This window comes from Nonomuraea mangrovi, assembly GCF_042681425.1.
Classification (GTDB): Bacteria; Actinomycetota; Actinomycetes; order Streptosporangiales; family Streptosporangiaceae; genus Nonomuraea; species Nonomuraea mangrovi.
On record NZ_JBHUFV010000104.1, the window covers coordinates 17438 to 35725 of the forward strand.

The window sequence follows — 18288 nt, forward strand, 5'->3', positions numbered from 1 at the left end:
CGGTTGCCGGGTGAAGGGTGCTTTGCTGGTCGCGGGGACCACGTCGGATGCGGGCAAGAGCGTGGTGACGGCGGGGATCTGCCGCTGGCTGGCCAGGCAGGGGGTGCGCGTCGCGCCGTACAAGGCGCAGAACATGTCGCTCAACTCCTTCGTCACCGCCGACGGCGCGGAGATCGGCCGGGCGCAGGCCATGCAGGCGCAGGCGGCGGGCCTGGAGCCGGTCGCGGACATGAACCCGATCCTGCTGAAGCCGGGCAGCGACCGCCGCAGCCAGGTCGTGCTCATGGGCAGGCCGCTGACCGACGTCGACGCGATGGAGTACGGCGCGCTCAAGGACTTCCTGCGAGAGCGGGCGCTGGAGTCGTTCGACCGGCTGCGCGAGGCCTACGACGTGGTGATCTGCGAAGGCGCGGGCAGCCCCGCCGAGATCAACCTCAGACGCGGCGACATCGCCAACATGGGCCTGGCCAGGGCGGCGAACCTGCCGGTCGTCGTGGTGGGCGACATCGACAGGGGCGGCGTGTTCGCCGCCTTCTACGGCACCGTCGCGCTGCTGTCTCCCGAGGACCAGGCCCTCGTCTCGGGATTCGTGGTCAACAAGTTCAGGGGTGCGGTCGAACTGCTGCAGCCGGGGCTCGACACGCTGCGCGGGCTGACCGGCCGCGAGGTGTACGGCGTGCTGCCCTGGCTCGACGGGCTGTGGCTCGACGTCGAGGACTCTCTCGCGCTCGACAGCCGCCAGACGGTCACCGGCACGCCCCACGGTCGGCAGACCCTCCGCGTGGCGGTCGTGAAACTGCCGCGGGTCTCGAACTTCACCGATCTCGACGCGCTGGCCGGCGAGCCGGGCGTGCTGGTCAGGTTCGTCACCGCCCCCGGCGAGCTCGACGACGCCGACCTCGTCGTCCTGCCCGGCTCGAAGGCGACGGTCTCCGACCTGGCGTGGCTGCGCTCGACCGGGCTGGCCGACGCGCTGACGGCCAGGCGGCTGCCGATCCTGGGCATCTGCGGCGGCTACCAGATGCTCGCCCGCGAGATCGTGGACGAGGTGGAGTCGAAGGCGGGGCACGTCGAAGGGCTCGGGCTGCTGCCCGTACGGGTGCGGTTCGCCGAGGAGAAGCGGCTGGCCAGGCCTACGGGGCAGGCGTACGGCCACGCGGTGTCGGCCTACGAGATCCACCACGGCGTCGCGACGGTCGAGAGCGGCGAGCCGTTCCTCGACGGGTGCACCGTGGGCGCGGTGTGGGGGACGACGTGGCACGGCGCGCTGGAGAACGACGACTTCAGGCGCGCCTTCCTGTCGGAGGTGGCGGCGCGGGCGGGCCGCGACTTCGTGCCCGCGCCGGGGGTGTCGTTCGCTCGGCTGAGGGAGGAACGGCTCGACGCGCTCGGCGACCTGGTCGAGCGGCACCTCGACACCGACGCGCTGCTCAGGCTGATCGAGAAGGGCGCCCCCGCGGTGCCGTTCCTCCCGCCGGGCGCGTGACGATCCGCGGGGCAGGGTGATGATCTGCGGGTCGGGTGACGAACCGGCGAGCCGCCGGAAGGCTCAGTGGGTGGAGATCACGGTCTTGAGCGTGACGAGGACCAGGCCGAGGACGAGGTTGGCGATCCCGGAGACGACGACCACCCGCGTGGAGGCGTGGATCCTGACCGCGGCCGCGACGGCCCAGACGACCTGGCCGGCCACCGCGACGCACAACGCCGCCCATGCCGCGACCGTGTTGGACAGGCCCAGCCCGGCGGCCAGCGCGGCGGCTATGGCCGGAGGGAACGACGCCTGCGCCAGCGGCCACTCGTGCCTGGCGACCGCCCGCAGGCTCTCCCAGGTCAGGGGCTTGATCGGGTATCCGTGACTCACGATCTGGGCGTAGACGTGGGTGATCCAGAACACCACGCCCGTGCAGATCAGGAGCACCATGAGCTCTCCGGCGGCGGGTGGCCCGCCCTCGGCGGTGGAGCCGACGACCACGGAGGCCGCCAGCAGCGAGCCGTACACGGCGCCCGCGAATTCCACCCGCTCAGGTGCCGCACCTGTATCACGCGCGTTCATGACAGCAGTGTCCTTCACGCCCGCCCGGTCGACCCGTCAGGCGTGCCGTCAGGGGGAGGGCTGAGCGGAAAGGCCCGCGCGGTCGGGGACGACGCGGGGGAGTTCGCGCAGCCACGCCTCGACGTCCTGCGGCCACCACCGCCCCGCCTGCAGACGGCCGAGCAACTCGGCGACCGCGCCCGCGGACGGCGGCGCGGGTACCACCCGCACCGGCGCGGCGCCCGCCAGCACTCCCAGCCACCAGTGCCGCACGGTGGCCGGCAGTTCGTCGGGTTCGAGCACGACGTAGTAGTCGGGCAGCACCAGCCGCTCGGCCCGCAGCGCCGCGAGCGTCTCCTCGACCGCGACCTCGAGGCCGCCGACGGGTTCGGTGCCGTCGAAGAAGCCCGCCCACGCGCGCCCCACCTCGGCGAGCGGGTCGGCGTCGTGGACCACGTAGGTGGACCGTGCCCTGGTCACCGCCTCTGCCAGTTGGTCGGGCCCGCGCTCGACGGCCGTGAGAGCTCGCACGTTGCGCATGCCGTCCAGTCCCGCGACCACCTCGGCGGCGTGTTCCCCCGCCACCACGATCACCGTGCTGCTCACCCGCCGCATCCCTGGAGTCTACGGAAGCCGTGTGCTTCAATCGCGTGACGGGTATGTGGGGCGCCCTGACCACCGTTGTCGAGCACCATGGCAGGCCCCCATGAACGACGTCGATCCCATCGCCGGTCTCGTCAGGCGCGCGGCCAGGGCGAGCAAGCGCATCGAGTGGCACAACAGGCTCGTCCGCGATCTGGAGCTCACCAGGGAGCGGCTGCGGCGCGCCACGCGCCTCATCGAGTACCTCACGGAGGCCGAGCCGCCGCCTCTGGAGTACGTGACAGCCGTCCGCTCGCCGCGACGGGGCCGCTTCCAGCAGGTGACGGTGACGATCGACGGCTCACGCTGCGTCATCGGGCTGCGCGGGACACGTTCGTGGCGGGGCCACGAGGCCGACGACTGGCGCAGGACGGTCGACGTCGTCAGGCGCGTGCGGGCAGGCGGTCCCGGCGGTCCCGGCGGTCCCGGCGGTCCCGGCGGTCCCGGCAGGACCGGTGCCGACGGCACCGCGGCGGACCACCGGCTGAGCGAGGGCGAGCTGCCGTGATCGCCCGCACCGTCTACCGGGCGCTGCCGCGCGACCAGGGCTGGTTGCTGACCTGGGTCGACGGCGAGCCGATCGTCGTGGTCAACTCCACGCTCGACGAGGACGAGCAGCGGGCCGCTCGCCGGGACGCCCAGCGTGCGGCCCGCGCGAGCCGTCCTCCTTCGTGAGGCGGGGTGGTCACGCGCCCTGGAGCCGCACCATGCTCGGGGTGTCGGCGAAGAAGCGGACGCTCGTGACGGTCTCGCGACGGCCGAGCGGGCGCGTCACGGTGATGGGCTCGGCCAGCTCGACGACCACGTTGGTCTGGGAGCCGACGGCGACGCTGAGCCGACCGTCGGAGACCTGGATCATGCCGGTCTCGTTGTAGTTGCGCGCCACCCGCACCGAGGAGATCAGCTCGCGGGGGATGCGCAGGTCGAAGTAGGCGCCGAAGCGGACGCGCAGCTCGTCGCCGGTCACGACGTGCGGCCTGGTGACGCAGGCGGCGGCGAAGGCCAGCCCGAACCCGATGCCGTAGAGGTCGAGCATCAGCACGGTGACGCGCACCGGGGCGGGCACGTCCAGGGCCACCAGCAGCAGGTCGATGCCGACCGTCTCCACGACCATCACGAACAGCATGATCAGGATGGTCGTCGACTGCTCTCTCGAGTACGGCACGGCCGTGGCTCCCTGCGGCACGCCGTGGCGCCGCCTGGCCACCCACAGGACCAGGCTGGCCATGCCCTTCAGCTCGAACTCCATCACCTTGCGCACCGTCACCGGCAGCAGCCGGTCGACGGTCGAGAGCAGCGCCGACCGCCGGTCGGACCCCTGCCCGCGCGCCGCCCGGTAGAGCCGGACGGCGGTCGCCGCCTCCAGCGCGAGCACGCCCAGCACGACCGCCTCGGCCAGCAGCAGCACCGGCGCCGGCAGTGAGACACCCGAGACGAGCAGGACCGCGAGCAGCAGCTCGGCGGGGATGACCGTGTACAGCGCGGCTCGTGCCAGCCTGAGCATCACACCCGTCCCTTCAACGTGATCATGAGCAGCCTGAACACCTCGACCTGCGCGGGTGTCATCTCGTCGTTCAGCGCCTCCAGCCATCCGCTGCCCTGGGAGCCGGCGTTCTCGATCATCGGCCTGACCAGGTCGTCGGGCAGATGGGCGGCCAGGTCGCCGGCCAGCTCGGCGAGCCTCCCGTCGTCGAGGCTCGCCTCGGCCAGCTCGTCGAGCCTCCGGTAGAGCTCATGCCCTCTGGCCAGCGCGGAGGGCTCGGTGAGGGGCCGCATCAGGTCGACGAGGTGGGCGCGGTCGGCGGGGTCGGCCACGTTGCCCACCAGGGTGAGCAGCTCGCGGTCGAGCGCGGCGAAGGTGGATGCCCCCGCCGACAGGTCGTGCAGCACCGCCGCCATGTCGGGCGGCACGATGGAGTCGGGGCGCAGGTCCGTCCCGGCGAGCAGGACGGCCAGCCTGGCACGCCTGACCGCGATGGCCTCCTGCTGCCTCGCCAGGTCGGCGTCCAGCTCCTGGAGCACCTCGCGCAGGTCCTTGCCCTGGTCGTCGGCCAGCACGTCGCGCAGCTCGTCCAGCGACATGCCGAGCCCGGCCAGTTGCCTGATGCGGGACAGCAGGACGGCGTCCCTCAGCCGGTACTCCCTGTAGCCGTTGGCGAGCCGTTCGGGTTCGGGCAGCAGGCCCAGGTGGTGGTAGTGGCGCACGGTCCTGGTCGACACCCCGACCAGGGCTGCGAGCTCTCCGATCCGCATGCGGCCATTACACACGTTGACGTTACGTCAAGGTCAAACTTGGGCCTTGCCGGTGGTCAGGAGCAGGTTTACGATCCGGTCAACTCTTAGGAAACTTTCTTAATAGAAAGATCCGTAGCATGCGCAGATCACCTGTTGTGCTGCTCGCCGTGCTCGTCGCCGTGGCCCTGAGCGCCGTTCCCGCCGACGCCGCGGCGCGCCTGACCGCCACCTTCGGCCTGTCGGGAACCACCGGGAAGTTCGTGGTCGCCAACCCCGGCACCACGGCCGTCACCGGCTGGTCGATCGTCTTCGAACTACCCCCTGGCGTCACCGCCGGCAATCCGCAGAACGCCACGATCACCCAGAACGGCGCCAAGGTGACGCTGACCCCTGCCTTCTACATCAACACCGTCCAGGCGGGCAGGAACACCGAGCCCTACAGCCCCGCCGTCACGCTGAGCTCGGCGGTCCAGCCGGTCTCCTGCAAGGTCAACGGCGCGAACTGCGACGGCAGCGGCCCCGAACCGCCCGCGCCCCCGCCCGTGGGCGCGACCTACTCGGTGAGCGGCACCTCGGCCAAGATCGTCGAGGCCAACAACTCCACCACCGCGCTGAACGGCTGGACGGTCGTGTTCGACCTGCCCTCGGGCGTGACCGCGAGCAACGCCCAGCACGCCACCCTCGCCCAGAACGGGCGCACGGTCACGCTGACCCCCGCCCACTACAACACCACGGTGGCCGCGGGAGCGACGACCGAGCCCTACAGCCCGTCCTTCACGGTCAGCACGGCAGGCGCCGAGCCGACCTCGTGCCGCGTCAACGACGTGAACTGCGACGGCACCCCCGACGCGCCGCCAGGAGCTCCGGGCAACCCGCGCGTGACCGTCAAGACCACCAGGACGGTCTCGCTCGCGTGGGACGCCGCCCAGCAGGGCAGCCTGCCCATCGTCGGCTACGTGCTCTCCAACGGGACCGAGGTCTCCGGCACGAGCGCCACCGTGTCAGGCCTGACGCCCAACACCTCCTACACCTTCACGGTGAAGGCCAAGGACCGCAAGGGCGCGCTGTCGGCAGCCAGCGCCCCGGTGACGGTGACGACGAACAACCCGGCCGACGACACGCAGCCGCCGACGACACCCGGCAACCCGCGCAGCACCGGCAGGACCTCCTCCAGCGTCACGCTCGCCTGGACGGCCTCCACCGACAACAAGGGCGTGGCCAACTACGACGTCTACACCGGCGCGACCCTCGCCACGACCGTCACGGGCACGACCGCGACGGTCGGCGGCCTGTCACCGTCGACCGAATACACCTTCACCGTCAAGGCCCGCGACCTGTACGACAACCTGTCGCCTGCCGGCGCCCCCGTCACCGTGACCACCTCCGACATCGTCGAGACCGGCTACGCCAGGGTCGGCTACTTCGTCCAGTGGGGCATCTACGGCAGGCAGTACTTCGTCCGCAACCTCGACACGAGCGGGGCGGCGGCGAAGCTGACGCACATCAACTACGCCTTCGGCAACATCGACCCGGTCAACCTGACCTGCCTGCAGGGCGTCACCAAGGGGACGACACAGAACCCGCAGGACCCCAGCCAGGGCGACGGCGCGGGGGACGCCGAGGCCGACTACGGCAGGCCGTTCAGCGCGGCGCAGTCGGTCGACGGCGTGGCCGACACCGGCTGGGAGAAGCTGCGCGGCAACTTCAACCAGCTCAAGAAGCTCAAGGCCAAGCACCCGCACCTCAAGGTGCTGATCTCGCTCGGCGGCTGGACCTACTCCAAGTACTTCTCCGACGTCGCCGCCACCGACGCCGCGCGCAAGAAGTTCGTCAGCTCGTGCATCGACATCTACATCAAGGGCAACCTGCCGGTGGCCGGAGGAGCGGGCGGACCCGGCACGGCGGCGGGCGTCTTCGACGGCATCGACCTCGACTGGGAGTGGCCGGGCGCCGAGGGGCACGCGGGCAACCACGTCAGCCCGAACGACAAGGCCAACAACACCCTCCTGATCGCCGAGTTCCGGCGCCAGCTCGACGAGCTGACCAGGCAGACGGGGCAGCGCTACCAGCTCACCGCCTTCACTCCCGCCGATCCCGCCAAGATCGCCGCGGGCTGGGACCTCCCGCAGATCGCGAAGAACCTGGACATCTTCAACGTGCAGGGCTACGACTTCCACGGCGCGGGCAGCGACAACTCGTGGGAGCCGAACCGCACGGGCCACCAGGGCAACCTCCACCTCGACACCGACAGCCCCTACGACCCCGACTTCAGCGTCGAGAAGGCGATCGACGTCTACCTGCAGGCGGGTGTGCACCCGCGCAAGCTCACCATCGGCCTCGCCTACTACGGGCGCGGCTGGCAGGGCGTCGCCGACGGCGGCAAGGCCGGCGAGTGGCAGTCGGCCACGGGCGCCGCGCCAGGACAGTTCGCCGAGGAGGCGGGGACCCGCGGGTACGGCAACCTGGTCGCGGGCGTGCCGAACTGCACGGTACGGCACGACGAGCAGGCCGTGGCCACCTCGTGCTTCACCGGCAACGGAGGCCAGTGGTGGTCCTTCGACGACGCCTGGTCGATCGGCAAGAAGACCGCGTGGCTCAGGAGCAAGAACCTGCTGGGCGCGATGATCTGGGAGATGTCGGGTGACACCGGCGTCCTGACCGCCGCGCTCGACGCAGGGCTGAGGTAGCGGCGCGCGATACGGCTTGCGTCTCATGCGGGGGGCGCAAGCCGTATCAGCATGCGGACATGGGCCTTACCTACAATTTCGGTAGGTTATGGTGGTTTTCACCCAACCCCGCATTCGAAGGGCGATCTCCCCATGGCTACACGCGTCACAGCGGCAGTGTTTCTCGCCGTCACGGGACTTCTCGCAGGCTGTGGCGCGACCACCGAGCCCACGGCGAAGGCCGCGGCGGCGGGCGAGCCGATCGTCGGCGGCACGCTGACCTACCTCGAGCACCAGCCGCCGACCTGCCTCTATCTGCCGGCGGCGGGCTTCTATCCCAACGGTGGACTGCTCAACCAGCTCACCGACAAGCTGACCTGGCAGAACCCCGAGACGCTGGAGATCGAGCCGTGGATCGCCACCAAGTGGGAGATCAACAAGGACGCGACCGAGTACACCTTCCACCTGCGCGACGGCGTGACGTTCAGTGACGGCAGCCCGCTCGACGCGAGCGCCGTGGCCGCCAACTTCGACGTGTACGGCAAGGGTGACACCGAGCTCAAGCTGCCGCCCGCCGAGTTCGTCAACAACTACGAGCGCAGCGAGGTCGTCGATCCCAGGACGGTGAAGTTCCACTTCGGCAAGCCCTCGCCCGGCTTCCTGCAGGGCACCTCGGTGATCGGCGCAGGGCTGGTGTCGAAGAAGACGATCGGCCTGCCGTACGAGCAGCAGTGCCAGCTCAAGAACGTCGTCGGCTCGGGACCCTTCACCGTGGCCGACCAGATCGTGGACAAGGAGATCGACCTCAAGGCGCGCAAGGACTACAACTGGGCGCCGCCGTCGTCCAAGCACCAGGGGCGCGCCTACCTCGACGAGATCAAGATCATCGTCACGCCCGAGGACAACGTCCGCGTGGGCGCGCTCACCAGCGGGCAGGCCGACTTCGTCCGCTACGTGCAGGCCTACGACGAGCAGACGGTGAAGGGCGCGGGCTTCACGCTCTACGCCGAGCCGACGAGGGGCGTCAACAACGGCCTCTACCTGCGGCCCTCCAACAGCATCCTGAGCGACATCAGGGTACGGAAGGCGCTGCAGAAGGGCACCGACGTCAAGGAGGTCGTGGACACGCTGTTCACGCCCAGCTATCCCCAGGCCACCTCGGTGCTCAGTCACCTCGCTCAGGGCTACGTCGACCTGTCGAAGGAGCTCGCCTTCGACCCCGCGGGCGCCGGGGCGCTGCTCGACGAGGCCGGATGGAAGCGCGGCGCCGACGGGATCCGCGAGAAGGACGGCGCCAAGCTCCAGCTCGGCGTCTTCGTCTCGCTGCCGCAGCCGCTGTCGAAGCAGACGCTCGAACTCGTCGCCCAGCAGTGGGCTGAGCTCGGGGTGAAGCTGGAGGTGCGCCCCGGTGACGCGGGCACGCTCGCGGTCGACATCAAGAACGCGGAGAAGACCGCCGTCAGCCACAGCATGGTCGGCCGCGCCGACCAGGACGTCATCAAGAGCCAGTTCCACAGCAAGAACCGCGACGTCATCCTCTCCCAGGACGACAAGCTCGACCGGCTGCTCGAGGAGGAGTCGGCGCTGGCCGTCCCCGCCGAGCGCAACGCGAAGGTCGCCGAGATCCAGCGCTACCTCGTGGAGCAGGGCTACGCGATCCCGCTGTTCGAGGAGCCCCAGGTGTACGGTGGCGCGCCCAACGTCCACGGCGTCGCCTTCGAGGCGGTCGGCAGGCCGAGCTTCTACTCGGTGTGGAAGTCATGAGAAAGGCAGGGCAGGCGGCCCTCGTCCTGTGGGCCGCCTTCACCGCCTCCTACGTCCTGCTGCAACTCCTGCCCGGCGACGCGATCCTGATCAAGTTCCAGAACCCCGAGCTCGGCCTGTCACCCGAGCAGATCGCCCAGATCAGGGAGTACTACGGCACCGACGGCCCGGCCGCCTACCTGCACACGCTGCTCGGATTCCTGCGCGGCGACTTCGGCTACTCGATCGACACCGGCACGCCCGTCGTCGAACGGCTGGCCGAGGCGCTGCCGGAGACGGCCAAGCTGGCCGGGCTCGGCTTCGCGCTCGCGATCGTGCTGGCCGTGCTGATCGCGTTCGCCTCCGGCAACCGCCTGCTGGCCTGGCTCAGGGAGGTGCCCTCCCTGTTCGTCGCGGTCCCGGTGTTCTGGGTGGGCATCCTGCTGATCCAGCTGTTCTCCTTCAGGCTGAAGCTGGTGCCGGTCATCGGCGGCACCGAGGCGCAGCAGCTCATCCTTCCCGTGCTCACGCTGGCCGTCCCGATCTCCGCGCCGATCGCCCAGGTGCTCGCGCGCGGCATCGACCACGTGTCCACGCAGCCGTTCGTGCAGGTGGTGGCCGCCAAGGGCGCCTCCCGCCGGTGGATCCTCTGGCGGCACGTGGCCCGCAACGCGATGCTGCCCACGCTGACGATGGCGGGGCTGACGTTCGGCGAGCTGATCGCGGGCTCGGTCATCACCGAGACCGTGTTCGGCAGGAACGGCGTCGGCAGGCTCACCGAGCAGGCCGTCAGCGCCCAGGACACGCCCGTCCTGCTCGCCGTCGTGGTGCTGGCCGCGACCGTGTTCGTGCTGGTCAACCTGATCGTCGACCTGCTCTTCCCGATCCTTGATCCGAGGCTCAGATGATCAAATGGCTGATTGTCGCCCTCGTCCTGCTCTGGGCGGCGGTGCCGGGACTGTTCACCGGCTACGACCCGATCGCGGGCGTGCCCGCCGAGAAGCTCCTGGCGCCGAGCGCGGAGCACTGGTTCGGCACGGACGCCGTCGGGCGCGACCTGTTCGCCCGCGTCGTCCACGGGGCGGTGCACTCGCTGTCGGGCGCGTTCGTCGCCGTCGCGGTCGGGCTCGTGCTCGGCACGCTGCTCGGCCTGCTCGCCGGCTCGCTCGGCGGCCTGGCGGACACGCTCGTCATGCGCGTCGTCGACGTGCTGCTGTCGGTGCCCGGCCTGCTGCTCGCGCTGACCGTCATCATCCTGCTGGGCCCCGGCACGGTGAACGTCGCCCTCGCCGTCGGCATCGGCTCCGTCGCGACCTTCGCCCGCCTGGCCCGCTCCGAGGTCGTCAAGACCAGGAGAACCGACTACGTGGAGGCCGCCTTCGGCAGCGGAGGGCGCTTCCTTCCCGTCCTGTGGCGGCACGTGCTGCCCAACTCGCTCGGCCCCGTCATCGCGCTGGCGGCCCTGCAGTTCGGCGTGGCCATCCTGGCCATCTCCACGCTCGGCTTCCTCGGGTACGGCGCCGCGCCGCCCACCCCCGAGTGGGGCCTGCTCATCTCGGAGGGCCGCAACTACCTGGCGACCGCCTGGTGGCTGACCACGCTGCCCGGAGCGGTCGTCGTGGCCGTGGTGCTCGCCGCCGGCCGTATCAGCAGGAGGATCGATGAGCTTGCTCGACGTGCGTGACCTGGTGGTCTCCTACGCGGAGCCGGGCAGCCGGCGGCGACAGGGCAGGCGCCGTACGGTCCACGGCGTCTCCTTCACCGTCGAGCCGGGCGAGGTCGTCGCGGTGGTCGGCGACTCAGGCTCGGGCAAGACGACCACCGCGCACGCCATCCTCGGCCTGCACCCCGCCGACAGCGGGCAGATCCTGCTGAACGGCACCGACATCGCCGGCTGGTCGCCCAGGCGCATGGAATCGGTGCGCGGCGCGCAGATCGGCCTGGTGCCACAGGATCCCGGCAACTCGCTCAACCCCGTCAAGACCGTCGGCGCGCAGATCGGCGAGACGCTCCGCATCCACCGGCGCGGCGACCGCGGGATGATCAGGAGCCGCGTCGCCGAGCTCCTGGTCAGAGTCGGCCTCACCGAGGCGCACGCCGCGCGCTACCCGCACGAGCTGTCCGGCGGCATGCGCCAGCGCGTCCTCATCGCCGCGGCGATCGCGCTGCGCCCGCAGCTCGTCATCGCCGACGAGCCGACCAGCGCCCTCGACGCCACCGTGCAGCGGCGCATCCTCGACCTCATCGACGACCTGCGGGCGGAGTTCGGCACGGCCGTGCTGCTCGTCACCCACGACCTCGCCGTGGCCGCCGGCCGTTCCGACAAGGTCGTGGTGATGCGGGAAGGCCGCGTCGAGGAGCAGGGGCCCGCCTCGACGCTCGCCTACACCCGGCGCGTGCTCACGAAGGAGGAGCGGCCGTTCAGGGCGGCCGACCCGACGGCGCCCGTGGCCGTCGAGGCCAGGGACCTGGTGAAGGAGTACGGCGGCTTCCGCGCGGTCGACGGCGTCTCCTTCGAGGTACGGCAGGGCACCACCCACGCGCTGGTGGGGGAGTCGGGCTCGGGCAAGACCACCACCGCCCGCATGATCGCCAGGTTCGTCACGCCGAGCTCGGGCGAGGCCACGCTCGCCGGGGCGCCCGCGCACGGCCGCGACTTCCGCAAGCACGTCCAGCTCGTCTACCAGAACCCCTACGCCTCGCTCGACCCCCGCCAGACCGTCCGGCGCATCATCGAGGAGCCGCTGCGCAACTTCGCGCTCGACGGCTCGGCCGCCGACCTGCTCGACCGCGTGGGGCTGCCCGCCGACCTGCTCTCCCGCAGGCCGCGCGAGCTGTCGGGCGGCCAGCGGCAGAGGGTGGCGATCGCCAGGGCGCTGGCCGTCTCGCCCCGGCTGCTCGTCCTCGACGAGGCCGTCTCCGCGCTGGATGTCAGCGCGCAGGGACAGATCCTCGACCTGCTGGAGAGCCTGCAGCGCGACCTGGGCATCACCTACCTGTTCATCTCCCACGACCTGAAGGTCGTGCGGCAGATCTCGCACACCGTTTCCGTCATGAACAAGGGAAAGATCGTGGAAACCGGAACGACAGAGGAGGTCTTCACCAGACCTCTGCACGACTACACCCGCGAGCTGCTCGCGGCGATCCCGGAGCCGGTCCGATGAGCCGGAAGAGGCTGGGTTTCTTCACCCGCCTGCTCGACCAGGCCACCGCCGCCGAGAGGTACGAGCTGGCCGCCGAGCAGATCGCGCACGCCGAGGCGCACGGGTTCGACTCGGCATGGGTGGCCCAGCACCACTTCAGCGAGAGCGAGGGCGGGCTGCCCGCGCCCCTGGTCTTCCTGGCCGGCGTCGCCGCCAGGACCAGCCGCATCAGGCTCGGCACCGGCATCATCACGCTGCCGCTCGAACACCCCGTGCGGGTCGCCGAGGACACCGCCGTCCTCGACCTGCTGTCCGGCGGCCGCCTCGAAGTCGGCGTCGGCAGCGGAGGGACCGCCTCGTCCTTCGCCGCCTTCGGCCACGACAGCGCCGCCCGCTCCGCCATCTACGCCGAGCACCTCGCGGTCCTGGTCAACGCCTGGTCGGGCGGCGACCTGGGCGGCGGCAACCACCTCTACCCCGCCGCGCCCCGGCTGCTCGGCGCGATCTGGGAGGCGACGTTCTCCGTCGGCGGCGGCGAGCGGGCGGGGCGCGCGGGCAACGGCCTGATGCTGTCGCGGACGCAGCCGCGCGCCGAGGGCGTCACGCTGGCCGAGGTGCAGAAGCCGATCGTGGACGCCTACTACGAGAACCTCCCCTCCGGTACGGCGCCGCGCATCGTCGCCTCCCGCACCGCGTTCGTCGCCGACTCCAGGCAGGAGGCGCTGCGCCACGCCGAGGAGGGGATCGCGCGCGCCTCCCGCCAGTCGCCCGAACTGGCGGCGTTCCTGCGGGCCGACACGCACGTGGGCACGCCGGACGAGGTGATCGCGAGCCTGCGGGCCGACCGGACCCTCGACAGGGTGACCGACCTGGTCTTCCAGGTGCACTCGGCGGACCCGCCGCACCCGCTCATCCTCCGCTCGATCGAGCTGCTGGCCACCAAGGTCGCGCCCGCGCTCGGCTGGACCCCTTCGGAGAAGGCATGACCGACATCATCGACCAGCTGGCGGGCATCGCCCCAGGCTCGCGGCTCGACGTGCTGCGCAGGCGGCGGCCGGACGCCCGCGAGCACGCGCAGCGCACCTACGAGGCGCTGTTCGTGCCGTCCTTCGAGCTGCCAGGACAGGCGGGCGGGACATCGCTCGGGCGAGGGGTGAGCGACGTCGGGCTGGAGGAGGTGACGCAGGCCGAACGGCACGCGGTCGCCGCCTTCGTCGCGGGCCTGCACCGCCAGGAGGCCGCTGCCGCGCTCTACGCCGCTCCGCTCGACCCCGACCTGGCCAAGCGGATCCACGTCCAGGCCGAGGCGGCGCTGACGGCGGGTCCCTACGGCCGCTACCGGGAGGCCGAACTGGCCCACGAGAGCGTCGAAGGCCCCCGCTACAGGGCCGAGGGGATCGACGGCAGGCTGGCCGCCGCGCTGGAGCACGCCCACCTGCTGGTGTTCCGTCCGCGGGAGGCGAGCCCCGAGGCGCTGGCCGAGCTGCGCGACGCGGGCTGGTCCATCACGGGGATCGTCACGCTCTCGCAACTGGTCGCCTTCCTCACCTATCAGATCCGTGTCGTCACCGCGTTGGGAGCGCTCGCGTGAAGTTCACCCAGGACCAGCTCGGCTGGAAGCCGTGGATCGAGCCGCTGGCCGAGGACGAGTTGTCGGAGGAGCACGAGGAGGCGCTGGTCGACAGGGCGCGGGCCGCCTCGCCGTACTTCAGGCTGCTCGCCCGCGACCCGCGCGTCCTGCACTCGCGCACCAGGACCGACAACGACATCTTCTACAACGCCGACGGCGGCCTGCCCCGCGCCGAGCGGGAGCTGGCGGCCACGGCGACCTCCCGCGCCAACGGGTGCGTCTTCTGCGCCTCCGTCCACGCCCGCTTCGCCTCCCACTACTCCAAGCGCGAGCAGGACGTCCAGCGGCTGCTGGACGAGGGCGTGCGGGCCGAGCAGGATGATCGCTGGCGGGCGATCGTCGACGCCTCCGCAGCGCTCACCGAAACCCCTCCTCGGGCCGACGTCGCGGCCCTGCGCGAGCAGGGGCTCGACGACCTGGCCATCAGCGACGCGCTACACGCGGCCGCCTTCTTCAACTGGGCCAACCGGCTCATGCTTTCCCTGGGAGAACCCGATGAGTCTTGATCACCTGGTGTACGCCGTTCCCGATCTGCTGAAGGGGGTGGCCGACTTCGCCGAGCGGACGGGGGTCGCCCCCGTGAAGGGCGGCTCGCATCCCGGCGGCACCGCCAACTACCTGGTCGGCCTGGGCCCGACGGCCTATCTGGAGATCATCGGCCCTGACCCGGACGTCGAGGACGCCAGGCCGAGGGCGTTCGTGCTGGAGTCGCTGACCGAGGCGCGGCTCGCCGGTTGGGCGATCCACCCTGACGACATCGACAGGACGGTCGAGCTGGCGCGAGAGCGGGGTTACGACCCCGGCGAGGTGCAGCCGCTGTCGCGGCGCAAGCCCGACGGGACGTTGCTGGAGTGGCGCCTGACCCGGTTCGACAACCCGGCGGCCGTCAGGCCGGTGCCGTTCCTCATCGACTGGGGGAGCACGCAGCATCCCGCCGCCTCGGGGTTGCCGCAGCTGACGCTGGCGTCGTTCGCGGCCGTCACACCCGACGTCGCGAGCCTGCGGGCCGAGCTCGACGCGGTCGGCGCCACCATCGACGTGGAGGAGGGCCGGCAGGTGGGGCTGCGGGCCGTCCTGGACACGCCGAAGGGGAAGGTGACGCTGGCTTGACATCCTCCCCCTGCGATGCGGATCAGGAAAGGTCACTGCACCGCTCGGGCCTTGACGGCCCTCCCGAGCTCCCGATTCCTCCCCAAGGCTGAAGCCCGCGGTCTCCTCGGGTGATGAGCGGCCCATATCGCCGGAGCTGCAGGCGGGCGTGCTCGGCAGCTGTGTCACCCACGTCCTCCTGATCATGCAGGACATCAAGGGCCAGGTGGTGCGGGCGAGCCTGCCCCCTCGGGTGGACGGTTCTCGGTGATCCAGTCGTCGATGGCCTCCCACTGGTCGTAGAGCCACCTGATGCGGTCCTGACGTGAGGCGGGGATCTCGGCGGCGGGCACCCGCCACCAGTGCGCCCTGATGCGGGCGCTCACCGGCAGCCTTCGCCACACGTCGCCGATCGTGACGAGGTCGTCCAGCCCGGTGTGCGCGACGAACACCACGTCGGCCTCCGGGCACGCCTCGATCGCGGCGATCGCTCCGCCCGGCCGGGGCGGCAGCAGGTGGTCCAGGGCGCTGGCCCGCTTGGCCTCCTCCTGCAGCCCCTTCTCCTCCAGCCGCCTGATCGCCGTCCTGCGGCGGCGCGGGGTGAAGTTGCCGCCCTCGGGGAAGATCACCAGGGCGTCGTCGGCGTCCATCGTGGCCGACAGGCGCCGGATCTCCTCGATGATCCCGCTCTCGGCGGTTCTGCGGTGCACGAAGGCGTTGGGCAGGCGGTTGATGACCACGTCGAGCGACGGGTCCAGCTGTAGGGCCGCCTTCATGACGATCCTGGGCCGCCGGCCGTAGAGGTGGAGCAGGTGGTGGACCAGCAGGAAGGAGTCGCCTGGGCCGGCGTGCCGCGACAGCACGATCACGGGGCGGGCCCGCCGTACGTCGCCGGGCGGTTCGTCGATCTCCACGCTGAGCCGGAAGACGCGCACCGCCACGCCGTACATATGGGAGAGGAACCAGCGGATCAGCTGGTAGTGGCGCTCCTGGTGCCGGTCACGGTGCAGGCGCCCGCCGAAGCCGCTGGCCACCCACAGCCCCAGGCACGCCACCAGCACCCCGCACTCCAGCACCAGCCACGTCACCCCGAACCACAGGAAGCGGACCCCGCGCCGCTGCGGCGGCGGCAGCCGCATCGAGGCGGCGGTGACGACGACCAGCCACAGCGGCAGGGTGACGACGGCCGCCACGGCCAGCACGATCACCAGCGGGACGAGCACGAGCCTGCGGACGATGCGAGGAGGCACACCTCATCGGATCACGCCCGCGAGGTAGCGGGAAGAGGCCGCGTAGGCCCGGTCGATGGAACCGGAGATCTGCGACAGATCCCGGTAGCGCAGCGGGGAGATGGGCGTGTCGAGTCCCGTGGGCAGCACGTGCACCTCCACCGAGCCGGGCAGCGAGGCCATCTCCTCGGCGAAACGGTGCCTGCGCGCGATCTCGAAGGCCACCATCCCCACCTCCCACGGCCGCCTGGGCGCCGACAGCGGCTGTTCGATCCTGCCCACCTGCAGCACGAACACCCTGCGCGCCCCCAGCTGCACGGCCCTGCCGACGGGGATGCTGTGCACGAGACCGCCGTCGAAGAAGTGCTCGTCGCCGATCCGCACCGGCGGCAGCAACCCCGGTACGGCACAGCTGGCCAGCACCGCGTCGACCAGCGGCCCCTCGGCGAACCAGCGGGCGCTGGCCTGCTCGATCGAGGCCGCCACGCACTGGAAGCGGACCGGCAGCTCCTCGATGAGCTCCACACCGACCAGCTCGGTCAGCAACCGCCTGAGCGGCCCGATCGGGTGCAGGTGCGTGCCGGTCCTGGCCAGCGTGGACAGCCGCTGCACCCACGAGCCCGCGAACGCGGTGCGCGCCACGTCCGAGCGCCACAGGGTCGTCAACCGCTTCACGGCGTCGGAGGGCGAGGCGGACATGAGCACCCCGTTGAGCGCGCCCACGGACGTGCCGACGATCAGGTCGGGTCTGATCCCCGCCTCGTCGAGGGCTCGCAACATGCCGACCTCATGCGCGCCGAGCACGCCTCCGCCACCGAGCACGAACGCTGTCTCCACAACCTCGTATCATCGCCTAGCTCGGTACCGTCTGGCTCCAGGCGGGCTGTTGTCCGTAGAGTTCTCGGAAGGAGGGTGGCGTCCGCGATGATAAAGCTGCTTGTCGTACTGCTGGTGATCATCATGGTGGTGCTCGTGCTCATGATGATCAGAAGGCGCCCCTCGCCGCCCGCGCGGCCGCAGCGGGAGAGCCCGCGCGAGATCCTCCAACGCCGCTACGCGGCGGGCGAGATCGACGAGGACGAGTACCTGCGCCGCATGTCAGGCCTCAACCAGGACTGGTGAGCGCGCCTGCCGGCCGGTCGGCGGCCGTCTCGGGACGACGAGGTCAGCGATACCTGATGACGCTGAAGACGCGCAGCCCGATGCCCACAGCGGCCCCGAGGCAGCAGGTCCACAGCGGGCCCGCGTAGTCGAACGCGCCCTCGGCGGGGCGGACGCGGATCCGGTCGTCGGGGTCGTAGGCCACCACGATCCGCTCGCCGACCTTGCCCGCGGCCCCGCCGGTGGTCATCGTCCCGATCCCAGGCGCGACGCAGTCGAGCCGGTGGTCGTAGACGGTGCGGGTGTGCCAGGTGGTGTGGCCGTCGCCGTCCGTGGTGGTGTACTGCTCCACGCGCGAGTCGATGGCGACGATCGCGCACGACGTCGTCTGGCCGCGCTGGGCGAGCACCAGGGCGTCCGCCACCCTGCCCGCCGCGAACAGGGCGATGCCGAGCGCGATGAACGATCCGAAGAACACGACGACCTGCGAGAAGTACAGGCTGGTGAAGACGATGAGCGCCATGGCGGCGAGGGTCATGGCCAGCCGCAGGAGCACGCCCACCCAATTGTCGAGCCACGAAGGGCCGTAGGCGTTCAGCATGCTCGCCCCGAAGTACAGCCCGATGCCCGCGAGGGGGGCGGCCACCGCCATCAGCATCCCCCGCGCCGGCGAGTCGAGCCGTCGTCTCGCCCACGGTCGCGGCCGCACGAAGCCTCCTCCCGCCGTGTTCGGTCCCCACCATGATTGCCGAACCGGGCGTGCGGGACCACCCGATCG

The 18288-nt window shown here is 71.1% G+C and carries 20 protein-coding genes; 13 read left to right on the top strand and 7 right to left on the bottom strand.

Translation table 11 applies throughout. The features are described from left to right. Window positions 1-10: 10 nt before the first annotated feature. On the top strand, window positions 11-1486 hold the full coding sequence (locus tag ACFSKW_RS52290; protein ID WP_379582936.1) for a cobyric acid synthase: 1476 nt from the start codon (window positions 11-13) through the stop codon (window positions 1484-1486). Between the two features lie 63 nt (window positions 1487-1549). On the opposite strand, the gene ACFSKW_RS52295 is transcribed toward ACFSKW_RS52290, so the two are convergent. Both ACFSKW_RS52295 and ACFSKW_RS52300 read right to left on the bottom strand, forming a co-directional pair. Continuing rightward, window positions 1550-2053 (bottom strand): hypothetical protein, encoded by a 504-nt coding sequence (locus ACFSKW_RS52295; protein ID WP_379582938.1) that lies wholly within the window; start codon window positions 2051-2053, stop codon window positions 1550-1552. Window positions 2054-2101: 48 nt separating this feature from the next. Further along, window positions 2102-2647, bottom strand: a complete 546-nt coding sequence (locus tag ACFSKW_RS52300; protein WP_379582940.1) for a hypothetical protein — start codon at window positions 2645-2647, stop codon at window positions 2102-2104. Window positions 2648-2738: 91 nt separating this feature from the next. On the opposite strand from ACFSKW_RS52300, the gene ACFSKW_RS52305 reads away from it, so the two are divergent. Both ACFSKW_RS52305 and ACFSKW_RS52310 read left to right on the top strand, forming a co-directional pair. After that, a complete protein-coding gene (locus tag ACFSKW_RS52305) occupies window positions 2739-3182 on the top strand; it encodes a hypothetical protein (protein WP_379582942.1) in 444 nt (147 codons plus the stop codon). After that, window positions 3179-3349, top strand: a complete 171-nt coding sequence (locus tag ACFSKW_RS52310; RefSeq protein ID WP_379582944.1) for a hypothetical protein — start codon at window positions 3179-3181, stop codon at window positions 3347-3349. The genes ACFSKW_RS52305 and ACFSKW_RS52310 overlap by 4 nt, the downstream gene beginning before the upstream one ends. A gap of 10 nt (window positions 3350-3359) precedes the next feature. Here the strand turns inward: ACFSKW_RS52310 and ACFSKW_RS52315 are convergent, their stop codons facing one another. Beyond that, entirely contained in the window at window positions 3360-4178 is an 819-nt protein-coding gene (locus ACFSKW_RS52315; RefSeq protein ID WP_379582946.1) for a hypothetical protein, read from the bottom strand. After that, complete coding sequence (locus ACFSKW_RS52320) at window positions 4178-4927, bottom strand: MerR family transcriptional regulator (RefSeq protein ID WP_379582948.1); 750 nt, start codon at window positions 4925-4927, stop codon at window positions 4178-4180. The genes ACFSKW_RS52315 and ACFSKW_RS52320 overlap by 1 nt, the downstream gene beginning before the upstream one ends. A 119-nt stretch (window positions 4928-5046) precedes the next feature. Here ACFSKW_RS52320 and ACFSKW_RS52325 point away from each other — a divergent pair, with 119 nt between their 5' ends. The 9 genes from ACFSKW_RS52325 to ACFSKW_RS52365 all read left to right on the top strand — a co-directional run bounded on the left by ACFSKW_RS52325 (window position 5047) and on the right by ACFSKW_RS52365 (window position 15201). Then, window positions 5047-7596, top strand: a complete 2550-nt coding sequence (locus tag ACFSKW_RS52325; RefSeq protein WP_379582950.1) for a glycosyl hydrolase family 18 protein — start codon at window positions 5047-5049, stop codon at window positions 7594-7596. A 132-nt stretch (window positions 7597-7728) separates the two neighbouring features. Then, window positions 7729-9339 (top strand): TIGR04028 family ABC transporter substrate-binding protein, encoded by a 1611-nt coding sequence (locus ACFSKW_RS52330; protein WP_379582952.1) that lies wholly within the window; start codon window positions 7729-7731, stop codon window positions 9337-9339. Continuing rightward, on the top strand, window positions 9336-10226 hold the full coding sequence (locus ACFSKW_RS52335) for an ABC transporter permease (protein ID WP_379582953.1): 891 nt from the start codon (window positions 9336-9338) through the stop codon (window positions 10224-10226). Before ACFSKW_RS52330 ends, ACFSKW_RS52335 begins: the two co-directional genes overlap by 4 nt. Then, window positions 10223-11002, top strand: a complete 780-nt coding sequence (locus ACFSKW_RS52340; RefSeq protein ID WP_379582955.1) for an ABC transporter permease — start codon at window positions 10223-10225, stop codon at window positions 11000-11002. The genes ACFSKW_RS52335 and ACFSKW_RS52340 overlap by 4 nt, the downstream gene beginning before the upstream one ends. After that, window positions 10980-12482: a dipeptide ABC transporter ATP-binding protein gene (locus tag ACFSKW_RS52345; RefSeq protein WP_379582957.1), complete on the top strand. Its 1503-nt coding sequence runs from the start codon at window positions 10980-10982 to the stop codon at window positions 12480-12482. The genes ACFSKW_RS52340 and ACFSKW_RS52345 overlap by 23 nt, the downstream gene beginning before the upstream one ends. Further along, window positions 12479-13447, top strand: a complete 969-nt coding sequence (locus ACFSKW_RS52350; protein WP_379582959.1) for a putative FMN-dependent luciferase-like monooxygenase — start codon at window positions 12479-12481, stop codon at window positions 13445-13447. Before ACFSKW_RS52345 ends, ACFSKW_RS52350 begins: the two co-directional genes overlap by 4 nt. Continuing rightward, the gene (locus ACFSKW_RS52355) at window positions 13444-14052 is read left to right on the top strand and encodes a CMD domain protein (RefSeq protein ID WP_379582961.1); all 609 of its coding nucleotides are present in this window, start codon (window positions 13444-13446) and stop codon (window positions 14050-14052) included. The genes ACFSKW_RS52350 and ACFSKW_RS52355 overlap by 4 nt, the downstream gene beginning before the upstream one ends. Beyond that, a complete protein-coding gene (locus ACFSKW_RS52360; RefSeq protein ID WP_379582963.1) occupies window positions 14049-14597 on the top strand; it encodes an alkylhydroperoxidase domain protein in 549 nt (182 codons plus the stop codon). Before ACFSKW_RS52355 ends, ACFSKW_RS52360 begins: the two co-directional genes overlap by 4 nt. Beyond that, complete coding sequence (locus tag ACFSKW_RS52365) at window positions 14587-15201, top strand: VOC family protein (protein WP_379582965.1); 615 nt, start codon at window positions 14587-14589, stop codon at window positions 15199-15201. The genes ACFSKW_RS52360 and ACFSKW_RS52365 overlap by 11 nt, the downstream gene beginning before the upstream one ends. Before the next feature lie 194 nt (window positions 15202-15395). Here the strand turns inward: ACFSKW_RS52365 and ACFSKW_RS52370 are convergent, their stop codons facing one another. Both ACFSKW_RS52370 and ACFSKW_RS52375 read right to left on the bottom strand, forming a co-directional pair. After that, complete coding sequence (locus ACFSKW_RS52370; RefSeq protein WP_379582967.1) at window positions 15396-16430, bottom strand: 1-acyl-sn-glycerol-3-phosphate acyltransferase; 1035 nt, start codon at window positions 16428-16430, stop codon at window positions 15396-15398. Between the two features lie 3 nt (window positions 16431-16433). Beyond that, window positions 16434-17246 (bottom strand): patatin-like phospholipase family protein, encoded by an 813-nt coding sequence (locus ACFSKW_RS52375; RefSeq protein ID WP_379582969.1) that lies wholly within the window; start codon window positions 17244-17246, stop codon window positions 16434-16436. A gap of 87 nt (window positions 17247-17333) precedes the next feature. On the opposite strand from ACFSKW_RS52375, the gene ACFSKW_RS52380 reads away from it, so the two are divergent. After that, on the top strand, window positions 17334-17531 hold the full coding sequence (locus ACFSKW_RS52380) for an SHOCT domain-containing protein (protein ID WP_379582971.1): 198 nt from the start codon (window positions 17334-17336) through the stop codon (window positions 17529-17531). Between the two features lie 43 nt (window positions 17532-17574). Here the strand turns inward: ACFSKW_RS52380 and ACFSKW_RS52385 are convergent, their stop codons facing one another. Next, window positions 17575-18219, bottom strand: a complete 645-nt coding sequence (locus ACFSKW_RS52385; protein ID WP_379582973.1) for a hypothetical protein — start codon at window positions 18217-18219, stop codon at window positions 17575-17577. Window positions 18220-18288: the final 69 nt, after the last annotated feature.